Raw genomic sequence first — 14,877 nt, forward strand, 5'->3', positions numbered from 1 at the left:
ATGGCGCAATTTCTGAAAAACTTGAGGAGTGACCCCCGACCGCTTCTTCTCCCTCATGCTGCTCCTGGAATCGAGGGATGCGGTGACCACGCAGGAGCTTGCCTCGGCGCTCGGGGTGTCACTTCGAACCGTCACCCGGGACCTGAACTGGCTCCGCGACGCCGGTATGCCGGTGACCGCGCAACGGGGCCGCCTCGGAGGCGTGACCATGCTGCCCGGATCCGGACTCGACCTTGCGCGACTCACGCCGGGCGAGCGTGACCATCTGTCGCTCGCCGGGCTGGACGAGAAGCAACGTGCTGAGCTCGACGCATCGGGCGAAAGCCGGCGCGCGCGCTCCAAGATCGGTGCTACGCCGCCACGCCGAGGTGATGGGCTCCTGCCGCTCACTGACGTAGTGCACGTGGACAGTCGTCCTTGGCTCCAGGCACGTACCGCCGTCACGACTCCGGCTTCGCTGCTCGGCCCTGTGCGGCGCGGTCGCCGGCTGCGGATCCAGTACGACAGCCCACGCGAGTCGTGCCCACGCGACCTGGTCGTGGATCCCTACGGAGTGTTCGCCAAGGCGGGCATCTGGTACCTCGTCGCCGACTGTGCCCGAGTGCCGCGGATGTACCGACTCGAACGGATCACGGCGTGGAAAGAGGTCGACCAGCCACGACGGATCCGCGCGAACCAGACCCTGGCCACTGTCGCTGCGGCGCTCGTCGAGCAGTGGGAACACACCCATGCGATAGAGGTCAGCGCCACCATCGACCAGACCCAGATCGAGCGAGCGCGACGGATCCTCGGCCAACGACTCGTCCAGGACGGCCATGAGGAATCTGCCACCGGCCACAGGGTGAGGATCCGCTTCCCGCACCTGGAGGACGTGCGAGCGCTACTGCCGTTCGGGAGCGCCATCACCGTGCACGGCCCCGCCGAAGTCAGGGCTCACCTCCGTGACCTCGCCACCGACCTTGCCCACCACTATGCGCCGTCACCGGGCGCATCGAGGTTCAATAGATAATTTGCTGTGACTTCTAGATTTTTTGCGAGACCTTGTATACCTTCGGAGAGCGGCGGACGGCCTGGCGCCGCCCACACCGTCTTTCAGGGCCGCCGGATACGAAAGCGGGTGCTGCCGGAATGAAGGTCGCCGTCACCGGAGCGGCGGGGCTGCTCGGCCGGACAGCTGTCACCGCGCTGACGGCCGCCGGCATCGAAGTGCTCGCCGTCGACCGCCAGTTCTCGCACCTCACGCCCGGCATCGCGCCCCTCCGCGCGGACCTCAACGACCTCGGGCAGGTCTACGGCGCTCTCGCCGGGCAGGACGCGGTGCTCCACCTCGCCGCGATCCCCGCGCCCACCGGCCTGCCGGCCGAAGAGGTCTTCCGCAACAACACCGCCGCCACGTTCCACGTATACGAGGCGGCGGCGCGCCTGGGCATCCGGCGGGTGGTGAGCGCCTCGAGCATCTCCGCCTACGGCTTCCCCTTCCAGCACCGCTGGAGCGTCCCCGACTACTTCCCCATCGACGAGGGCCACCCGCTGCTCCCGCAGGACTCTTACGGCCTCTCGAAGGCGGTCGGCGAGCAGATCGCAGAGGCCTACGTCCGCCGCGGCGCCGGGGACGCGGTGAGCTTGCGCATCTCGCACGTCGTCGACGACACCACGATCAAGCCTCTGCTCGCCATCACAGCGAAGGACCCGGCCAAGTTCGCCCCCGAACTCTGGTCCTACGTCCACGTACGCGATGTCGCGCAGGCCTGTCTGCTCGCCCTCACCCGACCGCTCGACGGCCGCCACGTCGCCGTGCACGTCACCGCGGCCGGGACCACCTCCACTCTGCCCACCGATGAACTGCTCGCCCGCTGGTTCCCCGAGGTCCCGATCCGCGAGCACGAAGCGGACGAGCACTGGTCGCTCATCGACGCGAGCACCGGCCGGTCCGTGCTCGCCTACGAGCCGACCTATTCCTGGACCACCGAGCAGGAGGAGAACGCATGACGGCGAACGGCTCCGCACTCACCATCCGGGCCGTGCGTCCGATTCTGACCATGCCCGACGGCGCCAACCGGCTGGTCGTGGTCAAGGTCGAGACCTCCGAGCCCGGCCTGTACGGCGTCGGCTGCGCCACCTTCACGCAGCGACCGCATGCGGTGCGCACCATCGTCACCGACTACCTCGACCCGTTCCTGCGCGGCAAGCAAGCCCATCGGATCGAAGACCTCTGGCAGACGATGAACGTCAGCGGCTATTGGCGCAACGGACCCGAGTTCAACAACGCGATCTCCGGCGTCGACATGGCCCTGTGGGACATCAAGGGAAAGATCGCCGGACTGCCGCTCTACGAACTGTTCGGCGGCAAGGTGCGCGAGGGCGCCGCCGTCTACCGGCACGCCGACGGGCGTGACGCGGCTGAAATCGCCGACAACGTCCGCGGCTGGCTCGCGCAGGGCGTCCGGCACGTGCGCTGCCAACTCGGCGGGTACGGCGGCGGACATGCCCTGATGCCGGCCGCACCCGCCGGCGCCCTGCCCGGGGCCTACTTCGACCCCGCCGCCTACGCCCGCACCGTGCCCGCGATGTTCACCGCTCTGCGCGAGGACCTCGGCTTCGAGGTCGAACTCCTGCACGACGTGCACGAGCGCCTCGCACCCGCTGACGCGGTCCGTCTTGCCCGCCGTCTCGAAGAGCACGAACTGTTCTTCCTCGAAGACCCCTTCCCGCCCGAGCACCACGAGTGGCTCGGCCGACTGCGCGCACAGTGCACGACGCCGATCGCGATGGGCGAACTGTTCAACAACCCGCACGAGTGGATGCCGCCGATCAGCTCCCGGCTCATCGACTTCATCCGCTGCCACATCAGTCAGATCGGCGGCATCACCCCGGCCCGGAAACTGGCCGCCACCGCGGAGGCCTTCGGCGTGCGCACCGCCTGGCACGGCCCGCGCGACACCTCCCCCGTCGGCCACGCCGCCGGCCTGCACCTGGCCCTGGCCAGCCCCAACTTCGGCATCCAGGAGTGGGCCGGATTCCCCGAACCGGTCTACGAGGTCTTCGACGGCTGCCCCCGAACCCGCGACGGATACCTCTACGCGAACGACAAGCCAGGCCTCGGAATCGACATCGACGAACGTCTTGCGGCGAAGTACCCGTGCTCCGAGGAACTGCCCGGCTGGACCCTGGCCCGCCTGCCCGACGGCAGCCCGGCCCGCCCCTGACGCGGGAGATGTGGATTCACCGCAAATACGTATCCGAAGATATTGATGACGTCTTGATGGCGCCCGTTCAATTAGACGCAAGGGTCTGGTGTTGCGCCACTGGAGTTGCGGTCGGGCGACAACCAATCACAGGGGTGGGCCCGTGTCTCAGCACGATTGCACGATCCGCAAAAGCAGGATGGTCCTGGCGGCGCTGGCCGTCGCCGGGACCGTGGCGCCGGCCGGCTGCGCCAGTTCGTCTCCCGTCACCTCGGCGGGAGGCGGCGCGAACAACGGAGCAGCAGGTGGGGCGAGCACCGGAGCGGCCGGCGGCGGTGCCGGTGCGAACAGCCCGATCTGCGCGCAGGTGGCCAAAAGCTACTCTGATTTCCTGGCCGGCTACACCCCGGCCAAGGGCGGGCTGTGGGGAAACCCGTTCACCAGCCTCCAGGTCCAGGCGAGCAGCGCCGGCAATGTGAACACACAGATTGCCACGGACATCTTCGCCGTGTACACGGACACCGGAGACCTCACCAACATGAACAATCCCAGCGGATACAACACCGTGTCGGCGTCTCAGCTCGAGCAGTTCGACAGCGACCTCAAGACGCTGGCGACGGACTGCGGAATCACGCTCACTCCCCCGGTTCCCGAGAACAACAACTGACACGGCTGATATAGCTGGCTGATGCCGAGCATCGCTGAGCCCGGGCCGCGCACGTGCAGGCCCGGGCTCAGCGATATCGATCATGGGCTGCCGTCAAGCGCGAGGACCCTGATCGGGTCAAGCACGCAACGCTCCAGGGCCCCACGGCGACAGTGACGCGGCGCAGACAGCCGAGAATGTCAGACCCCGCTATTAGGCTCCATGGCATGCGAGAACTCATTGACGCCCTGGTCCGGTCGGCCGAACGAGAGGGCATGGAACTCTACGGAGTGCACGTCTACCGCCGTGGTGCCGAGCCGGTCGAACGCAGGCTCCGGTCGGACGACCGGATCGACCTGCGGTCGGTCTCGAAGACGTTCACGTCCGTAGCGCTCGGCATCGCCGAGGCCGAAGGCCGCCTCGCCCTGGACGACCCCGCCCTCGAGTACTACCCCGAGCTGGCCGGCTCTGCCGCGCCCGGCCTGGACCAGGTCACGCTCCGGCACTTGCTCACGATGACGTCCGGCAGCCCGCACTCCTGGTCCGCCTACGAGCCCGTCCTGGTCGCGGATCTGGCCGCTGACTTCTTCGCGACCCCGCTGGCGCACGAGCCCGGCACGCATTTCAGCTACACCGGCATCGGCCCGTACATAGCGGCCCGCGCCCTGCGCGCCGCAACCGGCGCCAACGTCCGCGACTACCTGGTGTCCCGCCTCTTCACCCCACTGGCCATCCACAACCCCCAGTGGCACACCTGCCCCCTCGGCCACCCGGTAGCGGAAAGCGCCCTCCACCTGACGACGTCCGAGTTGGCCCGCTTCGGCCGCCTCCTGCTCGACGAGGGCCGCCACGAAGGCCGGCAGCTCATCCCCGCCGAATACTGCGCACGCATCGCGACGGAAACCGTCCCGACGGTCGAGGACCCGACATACCAGGGCTTCCGCCTCTCCGACAGCTACGGCCTCGGCGTCTGGTGCACCCCCGGGGAGAAGACGTACAAAATGGCAGGCCGTTACGGCCAGCTCTGCATCATCGCCCCGGACAAGGAAGCGGTGGTGACCGTGACCGGCCATGTCGAAGGGAACACGGGCCCCCACCCGGTCTCGATAACAACGCTCATAGACCAAGAGATCGTGGACCGTCTATAAAAGCGAGCGTCCGCGAACGCTCCTGCCTCTCATCGGCCCGAAAGGATGAGACCAGGAGCGTCTCGCAGCCGCGCACGTGAGCGGCGCCCGCGCCACGACCGTGGCGGTTCGACCCGGATTCCCGGGTTTATCAAGGTACAACCCGGTAATACGGTGCAGCCGGACTATACGGACCGGGGGTCGATCGCGCGGAGGTCCGCAGTGAGCAGTACCGTCGGGGCCGGGTCCATTCTCAAGGTTCTGAGCGACCAACATGCCCGCACGCGTGAACTGCTGTGCCTGGTGGCGGACGGGAAGGGCCCGGACCGCCGAGCGGCCTTCGACGCGCTGCGCCGGGTACTGGCCGTGCACGAGGCGGCCGAGGACTTCGTGCTGCGGCCGGCCGCGCACACGGTGATCCCCCGTTCGGTCGTGAAAGCCCACCTCGAGGACGAACGACGGCTCGGCGAGATGATCGAGCACCTCGAGCGGCTCGACTTGGACGGCAACGACTTTCAGGACGCGTTCTTCTCGTTCTCCGAAGAGCTCATCGCGCACATGTGGTCCCAGGAAGCCGAGGAGTGGCATCCGCTCGAACTCCGCTGGAGCGACGAAGAACAGTCGCGCCTCGGTGCCTGGCTCTACCGCGCGTTCGCCCCCGACCCGGCGAACCCGACAGCGCGCACGTCGGATCGGGCCGTGCCGGCAGGATCCGTGGCGCGGCTCTCCTCGGCAGACATCGCACGCCTCGAATACCGCGCTCTGTTTCAGGAGGCTGTCGACAGGCTCGCCGAGTCCCGATGGCGGGACGAGCGCTCGCGGTACTTCGAGACCGCCCCCGTCGCCGCCTAGCGGGACGACTCGCGCCGGCGCAGGTCCGTGGCGCGCAGGCCGACACCGCATGTCGTCGCCTGGTGGGGTGGTATCTATTTCACCCGTGGATGCAGAGAACGCCAACCCCGAAAGACCTGGCCGTCCTCCGGGTCGCATCCACGCGAAGAGGCACTCGAGCGCAACGTCGATGTCAGACATCACGATCCCCTCCCCGGCCGGGCCGGTAGCCCAGGCCAGGTGAGGACTGCGGATAACCCAGCACTCGATGACATCAGCTAGGCACCGGGGTCAACGGCGCACCTGATAGCGCAGATGAAGCACCCGGTTGCCCTGAAGCACCACCTCAGGATCCTCCAACAGGTGCTGCGCGTCGACCGACCCGAAATAGCGCTTGCCGGACCCGAACACGACAGGCACGACGTCCATGCGTACCTCGTCGACCAGACCTGCGGCGAGCACCTGGCCACCGACCTCGCCAGCGGCGACCTCGACCATGCGGTCACCGGCAAGCTCCTGCGCCTTGGCCACGGCTGCGTCGACGTTGTCGACGAAGTAAAACGGCGCCTCGTGGTCCCAGCCCTCAGGTGCCGGCCGGTGGGTCACGACGACCACGTGGTCGATCCCGCTCGGAGGCTTCCCGTCCCAGCCGTCCGTCATGTCGAAGACGTGGCGGCCGACGAGTGTCACCCCGATCGCGTCCCAGTAAGACCGGGTGTAGTCGTGGGACGTCTGCGACACCTTCAACACGCCGCTCTCGTCCAATGGGACGTCACCGCTCGACAACCAGTCGAATAGCGGTCCCGGCTGGTCGTTTTCGTCCGCGATGAAGCCGTCCACCGACACTGAGCTGTACATGACCACCTTGCCCATGGGCCCTCCTTTGCTCTGGGGTGCCCAACACTAGTGTTGCGTGGGCTGTCGCTCTTGTAAGAAATCAATCGATCGGCAGGGGCCAGCTGTCCAGGATGTTGCCGGGATGTTCGCGCAGGAACCGCTGCCGGACTTCGACATATCGTGTCGGCGTGAGCCCGGTGAACTCCCGGAACTCGTGGCCGAAGTGCGCCTGATCGAAGTAACCCGCGCTGCCGGCGAGGTCGGCCCAGTCGATCGGTCCGGCGGGGTCGATCGAGAACACGGTGGCTGCGAAGCGGTAGGTGCGGGCCAGCCGCTTCGGCGTGACCCCGATGAGCTCCTTGAACCGCTGTGCCAGGTGGGTGCTGCTGACACCGGCCGCCTCCCTCAGGCCGCCGATCGCCACCGCCCCGCCGGTCGCCGCGATGACGCTGCTCGTGTGGCGGACCAGCCCCAGGCCGGCCGTGTCACGCAGCCGTCGCAGTAGCTCATCCTCAAGCAGCGTCAGCATCGCGTGCGGTCCCTCGGCCGTGGCCAGCCGGTCTCGCAGCTCGGCAATGGCGGGTCGGCCCCAGACCTGCTCTACCGTCACCGGCCGGTCGCACAGTTCGGCCGCGGGCATCGGCAGGAACGGCGCCAGCCCCCAAGGCTTGAAGTGCACGCCGACGGACCGGGTCTGGGGCGGGTAGCCGAACTCCAACGCGCGAGTGGGTGTGGTGACCACGCAGCCGTCGGCGTACTCGGCCGTCTCGATGTCGGTGCCGGCACGGATGCGGAACGGCGGCCCGAGGTTGACGATGAGCAACGCCGCCGGCATCGGCGGCAGCGTCAGCCGGGCGTACGGCGGCGCACCCTCCAGGTAGTAAAGGTCGTCGATCAGCCCGTCCAGCGGCGGTCGCGGCACTCTGGACACGTACTCCATCTCACCAGTATCGCTGACGCACCGTCAGCAGGCCTGGCATTCCCCCGCCTCAACCGACCGGACTGAGCTGACGTGAGCGGGCTCGGTTTCGGGTTCGTGCTCGGATTCGGGTTCGTGCGCGGGGAAGTCGCGCATGCCGCGCAGCGGTGAGAAGAAGAGCCACAGGCCGGAGGCGCAGCCGCCGACGACCGCGATCCACAGGGTCGGGCGTACCCCGAGGGTGGAACCGAGGGCGCCGGCTGCGATACCGCCCAGCGGCAGGGTGCCCCAGTTGATCCACCGGGAGGTGGCGTTGACCGGGGCGAGCAGGTCGGGCGGGCAGGTGGACTGGCGGTAGCTGAGCAACGCGACGGAGCACACGGTCGAGGAGAACGTCCAGGACATCCAGCCGATCGCGAACAGCAGCACCCAGGCGCCGGAGCCCGCGGCGGCGATCAGCAGTCCGGGAAGCGCGAAGACGGTCATCGACAGCCAGCACACGCGGGCCGCGCCGAAGCGGCGGGCGAGCAGCCCGGAGGCGAGCCCGCCGACGACGCCGCCGACGGCGCCGAGCGCGAGCAGCAGGCCGACGTATGCGGGGCGCAGGTGCAGGACGCGCACGAGGAAGACCGCGCCGAGGGATTCGACCATGATGACGAAGAAGTTCGCGCAGCCGCTCCACAGGACGCCTTTGAGCAGGATCGGCTCGTGCAGCACGTAGGCGAGTCCGGCGCGGATCTGCTCGCGCAGCCGCGGGCGTCCGGCGGGGGCGGCGGCGGGCGGTTCGCGGCTGCCGATCGCCAGGAGGCCGGCGGCGGAGGCGAGGTAGGACAGGGAGTCGCCGACCATGGCGGTAGCGGCGCCGAACGCGGCGACCAGCCCGGCGCCGAGTCCGGGGCCGGCGATCTGCGCGAAGGACTGGGTGGTGCCGAGCTTCCCGTTGCCGTCCATGAGCTGGTCGCGTTCGAGCAGGGTGGGCAGATAGCTCGGGTAGGCGACGGAGAAGAACACGCTGAACGCGCTGGAGACGAGGGCGACGGCGTAGAGCTGCCCGAGGCTCAGGACCCCGGCCCAGTACGCGACGGGCACGGAGCCGATCAGGACGAGCCTGGCCAAGTCGCACCAGAGCATGGTGCGCCGTTTGGGATTGCGCCCCACCAGCGGGCCGGCCGGGAGCGAGACGAGCAGGTAGGCGCTGGTCTCCGCGGCCGAGAGCAGGCCGACCTGGAGGGTGGAGGCGTGCAGCTGGACCACCGCGACCAGGGGCAGCGCCAGCACGGTGATCTGCGAGCCGACCTCGCTGACCGTCTGCCCGCCCCATAGCAGCATGAAGTCCCGGTGATGCCACAAGCTCGGCGCGCGGACCTCGGTGCCGGTATCAGTACCCGTCATTCGATTGATCCTCTCCGGGCTCCGTCAAAGGTGTCAACCCCACGGGCACGCCGGCGGGCAGAGGTTCCCCGGCCGTTCGTGTGGAAGAAGACGGCCGAGGAGATCCTCACCTCACTCGCAAAAAACTGAAACGAATATAAGACGCAGAATGCTAGTGCAGCGCGACGAAGGCGATGACGGCGACGACCACCACGAGGGCGACGACGATGCCGATCACCTTGCCGGAGCCGGAGCCGCCGCTCGCGGCGGGCGCACTTGCGGCGAAGGTCGGGTTCTTGGCTTCGCCGCGTTCGACGAAGGCCTGGAACATCTGAGTGCTGGCGGCAGAATCGAGATCATTGTTGTTCGACACCCCGCCTACCTTAGGGGTCCCAACCTGCCGGAACCGTCACGCTGGGAGAAGCTTTTGACCTAGCAACGGAGATCCTTGACCTGCCAGGCCGCCGGGCAGGGGCGTCATCCTTGTCTGGTTACGGTCGGGCTTCAACGCCGAACAGCCCGTCGAGGTACTGGTCGACGGCGGCTGAGGCTCGCTCAGGCTCGATCACGCCCAGTTCGATCAGCGGGGTGAGACCGGTGGGGCGTTCGGCACCATGCACAGCCCAACCGGCAGACTGTTCTTCGGCAACCAGCCGACTCCGCAGGTCGCGGCGGTCTCCCGGGAGTTACGGCAGGCACGGGTTCGCTTCGCCGCGACCGGCGACCCCGGCTGGCCCGCTTACCAGGCCGAGCACCGCCTGACGCGCGTGCTGGACACCGAGTCGAAGACCTCGCCTTATCCGCATGCCGCGTCTCGCGCCGTCTGGGACGGACATGACCCCGCGCCCCTGGATCTCACGGAGTCCGCGATCTAGCTCGAACCTTGCCGGCTCTCGCTCGGGCCTCGTGCCGTTCAGCCTTCGTCCGGAGCGCGACGGTGGACGCTGACCGCGTATCCGCCGCCGCTGTACGGGTCGGCGTCCCAGGTGGCGAAGCGCTGCACGAAGGTGAGGCCGGCCGCGGCGCAGTAGGCGTCGTATTCGGCCAGGGTGATGCTCGGCGGAACCGGCAGGTTGGCCGCGTCCAGGCCGAATCCGGAGACCAGGAGGCCGTCCGGGCGCAGTGCCCGGGCAAGTCGGTTGACGACCGCGGCCTCGGTGCCGGTGGTGAGCAGCGGGAAGATGTTGCCGGCGGCGACTACGAGATCGAAGTCCGCGGCGATACCTTCCGCAGCGGAGTCGAACCGGGTCAGGTCGGCCTGGATCCAAGTCGATTCCGGCGCCTGCCTGCGCGCCACGGCCAGCATGGACGCGTCGCGGTCCACCCCGACGCAGACGTATCCGAGTTCTGATAGTCGGATCATGACGCGCCCGGTTCCGCACCCGGCGTCCAGCACCCGTGCTCCGGCCGGAACCAATGCCGCGCAGAACCGCGCCTCGCCGTGCACGTCCTTGCCGCTCGCGGCGAGGGCCGCGAACCGTGCGGCGTAGTCCTCGCCGGACTTCCCACCGGTGAGCTCTTCCCAACGACTCATCGCAGCAGCTTAGAGCCCTCGGCGCAGGAGCACGGCCATCGACGCCCCCTTTGGCGGATTCAACCCGGCCGGCACGGGTCGCGGCGGGGGTAATATCTGCGTGCTGATTTCAGGTGACGGCCGAGGATAGGGATCGGGCCGCCGCCCGGCAGTTCACAGCGGTTCATCAGAGAGGACTTAGCGGCAATGACGTCCGACACCTCCGCGCCGGCGCCGGTTTCCGCGCCGTGCTACCGGCACGAGCGGCGCGAGAGCTATATACGGTGCACCCGTTGCGACCGCTTCATCTGCCCGGACTGCATGCGGTCGGCGGCAGTTGGACATCAGTGCCCTGATTGTGTGCGCGAGGGCGGCAGGACCGTTCGCCGGGTGCGCGGGACGTTCGGCGGAAGTGCCGTCTCGTATCAGGCCACGCCGCACGCCACGATGACGCTGATCATCCTCAACTTCGCGGTCTACGCCCTCGAGGTGATGCGCAACCAGTCGCTCCTGGACCTCGAGACCCTCGGCTCCGGGTTCTCGTTCACCGGCGGCACTCCGCATCAGATCGGCATCGCGCACGGCGAGTACTACCGCTTGATCACCGGGTTCTTCGCCCACTCGCTCCCCTCGGCGGCCCCGTTCGGGATAGCACACATCCTGATGAACATGCTGGCCCTGTGGGGAATCGGGCCGGAGCTCGAGCGGCTGATCGGCCGGGCTCGGTTCGTGGCGCTGTATCTGCTCGCCGGGCTCGGCTCGTCGGTGCTGGTCTACGTGCTCGCGCCCTACTCCGGGGCCGACGGGGCCTCCGGCGCGATCTTCGGCCTCGTCGGCGCCTACTTCGTGTTCGGACGCAAGCTCGGGATCCGGGGCAACGGCAGACTACTGGCGTACTACGTCATCTGGCTGGGCGTGACGTGGACCTTCACCTCGTGGCAGGGACACCTCGGCGGGCTCCTCACCGGTCTCGTCGTCGGCGCGCTGCTCGCCTACGCACCGCGGCGCCGACGCGAGACGGTGCAGTGGGCGGGCATGGCCGTCATATTGGCGATCCTCGTCGGCGCTACGCTAGCCGAGACGTCCCATCTGCACGCCAGGGAAACACTGATCTTGCCGAGCGCGGCGGCAGGCGTCTTCCCGACACAGGGCACATACTCGCCGATCGGCGAAGGCTTACACTGATTCGCTTTTCGGCGCAGCTCGCCGGGACGGGGACAGCGAGCAAGCCCTCTGATCAGCAGCTGCCTGCGGAAGACTGCTGCGGGTCGAACACGCAGGCCCTGGCTCTTGCGGGCAGCCGCGCAAGCTCGGGTTGGGCATCGGACGGGAGGTTGTCCAGGTAGGTCAGGTCGACGTACTGGCCGTTGAAGTAACGGTTCACGTCGACTTGCGCGACCAAGTGCGACGGGCCGATCCCCACGTACGCCGCTGCGACGAGCACGGCGCTGAGCGCGACACCGCGCGGCAGCCAGGCCACGGCCGGCCGGCATCTCGCGGCGGCGAGGATGATGAAGAGAAGCCCCAGCCAGATTTCGATCGCCACGACCGCGACGCGGGGCAGGGTAAGGCCGTACGCGTCGATGTCCAGTGTCATCCGGCGCAGCGCCGAACCGACGATGACGAGGGCCAGCACGCACAGTGTGCACAACGTGATGGAGGCGATCACGCCGTCGCGCCTTCCGCCGCGCGGCGACCACCGGATCGCCAGGCCGATCACCACGAGCGTCAGGACGGTCGCCACGATCAACTGCCAGAAACCCTGGCGGGCATAGTCCGCGTAACTCATCCCGCTCGACTTCAACACAGCCCGATAACCACCGAAGAGCACAGACACCTGAATGCCGTCGAAGGCTGCGAACATAGCCGCCACGGCCACCAACGGCGCGAGCCACAAGTTGCGGCTCAGCGGCTTGACCACTCGGGTCGGCAGCCGATCCCACCGCATCGGCGCCGCCGCACCATGGCCCACCACCAGCGCTCCTCCGACACCGACGAGGAACCACAGGATCGGCAACGGCGACCAGCCCGAGAACAAAGAACCGACCGCATCCCAGAATCGGGCGAAGACCGGGTCCGCAGCGGCGAACAAGGCCCCGAAGACGACGAGGAGCACCAGGGTCACGCCTGCCGCGATGATGCCGTTGCGGGTTCGGGAGCGGCCGAGCGAGTTCAGGCTGTACAACGCTCTCCACGTCCATCTCGCCGCGGCGTCCCAGCGCATCATCAGGCCGACCGGCGCACGCAGGACGGCGGCCCAGCTTCGGCCGCCGTGCACGGCGAGAGCTCCGACCGTGAGCGCGCAGAGCACGGCCAGCCAGTACGGACCCGGCTCACCGCGCCAGGCCGCGAGGCACAACAGCCCCAGCGTCGAAACGCCCCATACGGCACTCCACCGCCCCGGTCGGCGGCCGATCGTGCGCCCGCTCGCCAGGGCCGTGGCGGCCAGGAGGCCTGCGAGTACTGCGATGTTGAACCCGTATCCGGCGTCGAGCAGCCACACGGAGGCGACTCCGGTCGCCAGCACGAGAAGCCCGGCCGCCCTCGGCATCGCCGGGGCCGGATCGGAGTACGCCGGAGCCCAGGGCGGCGGGATGCTGACCGCGTTCGACGGCGCCGGCAAGTAGTTCAGCGGCGGCCCCGGGGGCAGCGGCCGAGCCTGCTGGTCCACGGCCATCGCGAACCCCGGCGGTGGTGCATCCTGTGCCGAACCTGCTCCCGCCCCGCCACCTGTGTTCTCCGGCATATTCGAACTCCCTCCCTCAAGCACTTTCAATCTGGCTCGAAGGTAGTCCGTCCGGACATATACGTGGTCGGATTCGGTGTGCAGGTAGGGTGATGATTCTGTGCGCAAATTGTGAAGAAAAGTTCGATATGACAATGGCCTTGCATATCGGGCGGGCGTCCGCCGGCCCGTGACCCGCAGCCCTGCAGGGCGCGGGACGCGAGCCCTTCTTAGCGGCCGACGTTCTGGCCGCCGTCTACGTGCAGGATCTCGCCGGTGACGAACGAGGCCTGTTCGAGGTACCGGATGGCCTGGACGACGTCGTCGACCTCTTCCATCCGGCCGAGCGGGTGGCGGGCGGCGAGTTCGGGCGTGACCTCGGGGTTCATCGGCGTGCGCACCACGCCGAGAGAGACGCAGTTCACCCGGATCCCGTGCGCCGCATACTCGATCGCCAGTTCCCTGGTGACGGCGTTCAAACCGCCCTTGGTCAGCGATGCGAGCGCGCACGGCACCTGGGAATCGGACCGGTCGACCAGGGAGGTGGAGATGTTCAGCACGTGGCCGCCGCCGTCGCGGGAGAGCATCGCGCCGACGGCGCTGCGGGAGACGTTGAAGAAGCCGCGCAGATTCACGCCGACGATCAGGTCGAAGTCCTTGTCGGTGTGATCGGTGAACGGCTTGCCGATGTAGACGCCCGCACTGTTGACCAGGGTGTCGACTCGGCCGAACCGATCCATCGCCGCTCCGACGATGCGTTCGCCTGCGTCGGGCTCGACGAGATCGGCGCTGACGGGGAGTACTCGCGGGTCTTCGGATTTCGGCATGGACCGGCTGGTCGCGACGACCGCGTAACCGAGGTCTCGGTAGGCGGCGACGACGGCGGACCCGATTCCACCGTCGGCGCCGGTGATGATCGCAACCTTCTGCGGGGCGTCCGCACCCGGCGTCTCGACCGGATCGCTCCGGGACCGGGTCACTTGAGGATTTCCAGCATCCGGTTGCCGAGGATCGCGGCCGAGGCCGGATTCTGCCCGGTGACGAGATTGCGGTCTTCGACCATGTACGGCTTCCACATCGGGCCGCGGCTGAAGTTGACCCCGACCTTCTCCTTCACGTCGGTCTCCAGCAGCCACGGAGCCCTTGAGGCCAGTCCCACGCCCTCCTCCTCCTCGTTGGTGAAGCACGTGATGTTGAAGCCCTTGAAGGGGGACTCGCCGTGGATCCTGGTCGCCAGCAGCGCTGCGGGCGCGTGGCACACGATGAACAGCGGGTTGCCCGAGGTCAGCTGCCGGGTCAGCAGGCGGCCGACGTCGGCGTCCCACGCCAGGTCCGACATCGGGCCGTGGCCGCCGGGCATGTACACCGCGTCGTAGTCCTCGAGCCGCACGTCCGAAAGCTGCAGCGGCCGCCGCATCACCTCCGCGGAACGGATGATGGCTTCCAGTTCGAGAGCCTCATCGTTGCCGCCGACCATCTCGGGGCGAAGGCTCATCATGTCGACGTTCGGAGTCACGCCGTTCGGCGTCGCGACCACGACCTCGTGGCCGGCGTCCGTCAGTATCTTGTACGGGTTCGCGAACTCCTCGGCCCAGTAGCCCGTCGCGTACCTCGAGCCGTCCTTCAATACCCAGTAGGTGGCGCCGCTGACGATGAAAAGTACCTTTGCCATGGTGACGGGTTCCTTTCGGGTGCGAACTGGGATTGCGAACCGGGGTTGAGC

General features: G+C 68.1%; 17 protein-coding genes. 9 read left to right on the forward strand and 8 right to left on the reverse strand.

The window, feature by feature from the left end; translation table 11 throughout:
- The first annotated feature begins 28 nt into the window (after window positions 1-28).
- The 6 genes from ACTRO_RS08155 (at window position 29) to ACTRO_RS08180 (ending at window position 5,810) form a co-directional block, all read left to right on the forward strand.
- A complete protein-coding gene (locus ACTRO_RS08155) occupies window positions 29-1,009 on the forward strand; it encodes a helix-turn-helix transcriptional regulator (RefSeq protein ID WP_034262482.1) in 981 nt (326 codons plus the stop codon).
- Window positions 1,010-1,128: 119 nt separating this feature from the next.
- A complete protein-coding gene (locus tag ACTRO_RS08160) occupies window positions 1,129-1,989 on the forward strand; it encodes an NAD-dependent epimerase/dehydratase family protein (RefSeq protein WP_034262484.1) in 861 nt (286 codons plus the stop codon).
- On the forward strand, window positions 1,986-3,206 hold the full coding sequence (locus ACTRO_RS08165) for an enolase C-terminal domain-like protein (protein ID WP_034262486.1): 1,221 nt from the start codon (window positions 1,986-1,988) through the stop codon (window positions 3,204-3,206). Before ACTRO_RS08160 ends, ACTRO_RS08165 begins: the two co-directional genes overlap by 4 nt.
- Window positions 3,207-3,348: 142 nt before the next feature.
- The gene (locus ACTRO_RS08170) at window positions 3,349-3,852 is read left to right on the forward strand and encodes a hypothetical protein (RefSeq protein ID WP_157435948.1); all 504 of its coding nucleotides are present in this window, start codon (window positions 3,349-3,351) and stop codon (window positions 3,850-3,852) included.
- A gap of 206 nt (window positions 3,853-4,058) precedes the next feature.
- Entirely contained in the window at window positions 4,059-4,979 is a 921-nt protein-coding gene (locus tag ACTRO_RS08175; RefSeq protein ID WP_034262491.1) for a serine hydrolase domain-containing protein, read from the forward strand.
- Between the two features lie 201 nt (window positions 4,980-5,180).
- Window positions 5,181-5,810, forward strand: a complete 630-nt coding sequence (locus ACTRO_RS08180) for a hemerythrin domain-containing protein (protein ID WP_034262494.1) — start codon at window positions 5,181-5,183, stop codon at window positions 5,808-5,810.
- Between the two features lie 270 nt (window positions 5,811-6,080).
- Here ACTRO_RS08180 and ACTRO_RS08185 read toward each other — a convergent pair whose 3' ends face one another.
- The 4 genes from ACTRO_RS08185 to ACTRO_RS44805 all read right to left on the reverse strand — a co-directional run bounded on the left by ACTRO_RS08185 (window position 6,081) and on the right by ACTRO_RS44805 (window position 9,289).
- Window positions 6,081-6,662 (reverse strand): dihydrofolate reductase family protein, encoded by a 582-nt coding sequence (locus ACTRO_RS08185; RefSeq protein WP_034262497.1) that lies wholly within the window; start codon window positions 6,660-6,662, stop codon window positions 6,081-6,083.
- Window positions 6,663-6,726: 64 nt separating this feature from the next.
- A complete protein-coding gene (locus tag ACTRO_RS08190; protein ID WP_211244161.1) occupies window positions 6,727-7,566 on the reverse strand; it encodes a helix-turn-helix domain-containing protein in 840 nt (279 codons plus the stop codon).
- A 24-nt stretch (window positions 7,567-7,590) separates the two neighbouring features.
- Entirely contained in the window at window positions 7,591-8,937 is a 1,347-nt protein-coding gene (locus ACTRO_RS08195; RefSeq protein ID WP_063627944.1) for an MFS transporter, read from the reverse strand.
- 151 nt (window positions 8,938-9,088) lie between these two features.
- On the reverse strand, window positions 9,089-9,289 hold the full coding sequence (locus tag ACTRO_RS44805) for a hypothetical protein (RefSeq protein ID WP_063627945.1): 201 nt from the start codon (window positions 9,287-9,289) through the stop codon (window positions 9,089-9,091).
- Window positions 9,290-9,530: 241 nt separating this feature from the next.
- Between ACTRO_RS44805 and ACTRO_RS08200 the strand changes: the two genes are divergently transcribed.
- Window positions 9,531-9,791 (forward strand): hypothetical protein, encoded by a 261-nt coding sequence (locus tag ACTRO_RS08200; protein ID WP_034262500.1) that lies wholly within the window; start codon window positions 9,531-9,533, stop codon window positions 9,789-9,791.
- Window positions 9,792-9,829: 38 nt separating this feature from the next.
- Here the strand turns inward: ACTRO_RS08200 and ACTRO_RS08205 are convergent, their stop codons facing one another.
- The gene (locus ACTRO_RS08205) at window positions 9,830-10,450 is read right to left on the reverse strand and encodes a class I SAM-dependent methyltransferase (protein ID WP_034262504.1); all 621 of its coding nucleotides are present in this window, start codon (window positions 10,448-10,450) and stop codon (window positions 9,830-9,832) included.
- Between the two features lie 369 nt (window positions 10,451-10,819).
- Between ACTRO_RS08205 and ACTRO_RS08210 the strand changes: the two genes are divergently transcribed.
- The gene (locus tag ACTRO_RS08210) at window positions 10,820-11,614 is read left to right on the forward strand and encodes a rhomboid family intramembrane serine protease (protein WP_063627946.1); all 795 of its coding nucleotides are present in this window, start codon (window positions 10,820-10,822) and stop codon (window positions 11,612-11,614) included.
- Between the two features lie 52 nt (window positions 11,615-11,666).
- On the opposite strand, the gene ACTRO_RS08215 is transcribed toward ACTRO_RS08210, so the two are convergent.
- Entirely contained in the window at window positions 11,667-12,788 is a 1,122-nt protein-coding gene (locus ACTRO_RS08215; RefSeq protein ID WP_157435950.1) for a DUF4153 domain-containing protein, read from the reverse strand.
- Between the two features lie 109 nt (window positions 12,789-12,897).
- Here ACTRO_RS08215 and ACTRO_RS47050 point away from each other — a divergent pair, with 109 nt between their 5' ends.
- Entirely contained in the window at window positions 12,898-13,056 is a 159-nt protein-coding gene (locus ACTRO_RS47050; RefSeq protein ID WP_157435952.1) for a hypothetical protein, read from the forward strand.
- Window positions 13,057-13,384: 328 nt separating this feature from the next.
- Here ACTRO_RS47050 and ACTRO_RS08220 read toward each other — a convergent pair whose 3' ends face one another.
- The gene (locus tag ACTRO_RS08220; RefSeq protein WP_051450504.1) at window positions 13,385-14,134 is read right to left on the reverse strand and encodes an SDR family NAD(P)-dependent oxidoreductase; all 750 of its coding nucleotides are present in this window, start codon (window positions 14,132-14,134) and stop codon (window positions 13,385-13,387) included.
- Complete coding sequence (locus ACTRO_RS08225) at window positions 14,131-14,826, reverse strand: type 1 glutamine amidotransferase domain-containing protein (RefSeq protein WP_034262507.1); 696 nt, start codon at window positions 14,824-14,826, stop codon at window positions 14,131-14,133. The genes ACTRO_RS08220 and ACTRO_RS08225 overlap by 4 nt, the downstream gene beginning before the upstream one ends.
- Window positions 14,827-14,877 lie beyond the last annotated feature (51 nt).

It is taken from the genome of Actinospica robiniae DSM 44927 (genome assembly GCF_000504285.1).
Classification (GTDB): domain Bacteria; phylum Actinomycetota; class Actinomycetes; order Streptomycetales; family Catenulisporaceae; genus Actinospica; species Actinospica robiniae.

Excerpts from the sequence above, each read along its gene's own strand:
- ACTRO_RS08160 (WP_034262484.1), top strand. The coding sequence starts at position 1,129 with ATGAAGGTCGCCGTCACCGGAGCGGCGGGGCTGCTCGGCCGGACAGCT.
- ACTRO_RS08165 (WP_034262486.1), top strand. The coding sequence starts at position 1,986 with ATGACGGCGAACGGCTCCGCACTCACCATCCGGGCCGTGCGTCCGATT.
- ACTRO_RS08175 (WP_034262491.1), top strand. The coding sequence starts at position 4,059 with ATGCGAGAACTCATTGACGCCCTGGTCCGGTCGGCCGAACGAGAGGGC.
- ACTRO_RS08185 (WP_034262497.1), bottom strand. The coding sequence starts at position 6,662 with ATGGGCAAGGTGGTCATGTACAGCTCAGTGTCGGTGGACGGCTTCATC.
- ACTRO_RS08190 (WP_211244161.1), bottom strand. The coding sequence starts at position 7,566 with ATGGAGTACGTGTCCAGAGTGCCGCGACCGCCGCTGGACGGGCTGATC.
- ACTRO_RS08195 (WP_063627944.1), bottom strand. The coding sequence starts at position 8,937 with ATGACGGGTACTGATACCGGCACCGAGGTCCGCGCGCCGAGCTTGTGG.
- ACTRO_RS08200 (WP_034262500.1), top strand. The coding sequence starts at position 9,531 with ATGCACAGCCCAACCGGCAGACTGTTCTTCGGCAACCAGCCGACTCCG.
- ACTRO_RS08205 (WP_034262504.1), bottom strand. The coding sequence starts at position 10,450 with ATGAGTCGTTGGGAAGAGCTCACCGGTGGGAAGTCCGGCGAGGACTAC.
- ACTRO_RS47050 (WP_157435952.1), top strand. The coding sequence starts at position 12,898 with ATGTTGAACCCGTATCCGGCGTCGAGCAGCCACACGGAGGCGACTCCG.
- ACTRO_RS08225 (WP_034262507.1), bottom strand. The coding sequence starts at position 14,826 with ATGGCAAAGGTACTTTTCATCGTCAGCGGCGCCACCTACTGGGTATTG.